Genomic DNA, 1,008 nt, shown 5'->3' with positions numbered 1-1,008 from the left:
CTGACATTGAGAAAGAATTTGGCAAAAATTTATCTTTAGCCGCCCTTTTCCAAGGCGCTACCCTAGAACAATTAGCCATTCTACTGCGCCAAAAAACTGATACTCACTCTTGGTCTCCCTTAGTTGCTATTCAACCCCTTGGAAACAACTCACCTTTGTTCTGTATACCTGGTTCCGGTGGCAATGTGGTCTACTTCCACCAACTCGCCCGTCATCTGGGAAATGACCAACCTTTTTACGCCTTGCAACCCCCCAGCTTAGATGGAGTGTCGGAACCCTTTGGTAGTGTTGAAGAGGTAGCCGCTTACTACCTCCAAGCCATCCAATCCCTTCAACCCTCTGGTCCGTACTTCCTCGCAGGTCATTCCTTTGGGGTTATGGTTGCTTTTGAAATGGCACAACAGCTACAACAGTTGGGAGAAACGGTCGCCCTCCTCGCCCTATTTGACCTTCCCGCCCGACTTCCTAGTAGCGCCCCCAAACAGCTAGATTGGGATGATGCCCGATGGTTGACTAATATTGCCCATATCCTCGAAATGTTATCTGGGAAAAATCTAGAGATTTCTTATGAAACCCTCAAACCTCTAACTCCATTAGCCCAATTAAACCATCTCAAACAACAGATGGAAACCGTCAATCTGTTGCCACCTAATTCAGGAATTGAACGAGTGCGTGGGATTGTTCAAACGATTAAAGCTGATGAATTGGCTGTTATGAGTTATCTCCCACAAGCAGGTTATCAAGGTCGGATTACCCTGTTCCGCACCAGCGAAGTTTATCAGGATAAATTGGGAATGCTTGGTGAAGTTCCCACGGATCCAACTTGGGGATGGAATCAGCTTTCTAGGCAACCCGTGGAGGTTAATGTTGTTCCTGGAAACCATACTACTATGTTGAGTGAACCTTATGTTCAGGTGTTAGCTGAACTGTTGAAACTTTAGCCGATACCGTTGGGTGGTGTTGGCAAGAAGCCCGCGTTGTCCCGTTAGGGCAACGTCGGGAGTATGT

Annotated in this window: 1 protein-coding gene; it reads left to right on the top strand. The window is 47.1% G+C overall.

The features are described 5' to 3' along the window. Positions 1-941: thioesterase domain-containing protein (locus F6K38_RS43115; protein WP_287361079.1), on the top strand; the 941-nt coding region annotated here is incomplete at its 5' end. Positions 942-1,008 lie beyond the last annotated feature (67 nt).

It is taken from the genome of Moorena sp. SIO3B2, assembly GCF_010692525.1.
In the GTDB taxonomy this organism is placed as follows: domain Bacteria; phylum Cyanobacteriota; class Cyanobacteriia; order Cyanobacteriales; family Coleofasciculaceae; genus Moorena; species Moorena producens.
The sequence above is the reverse complement of the archived record's forward strand: the minus strand, read 5'-3'. Positions and strand labels throughout refer to the sequence as shown.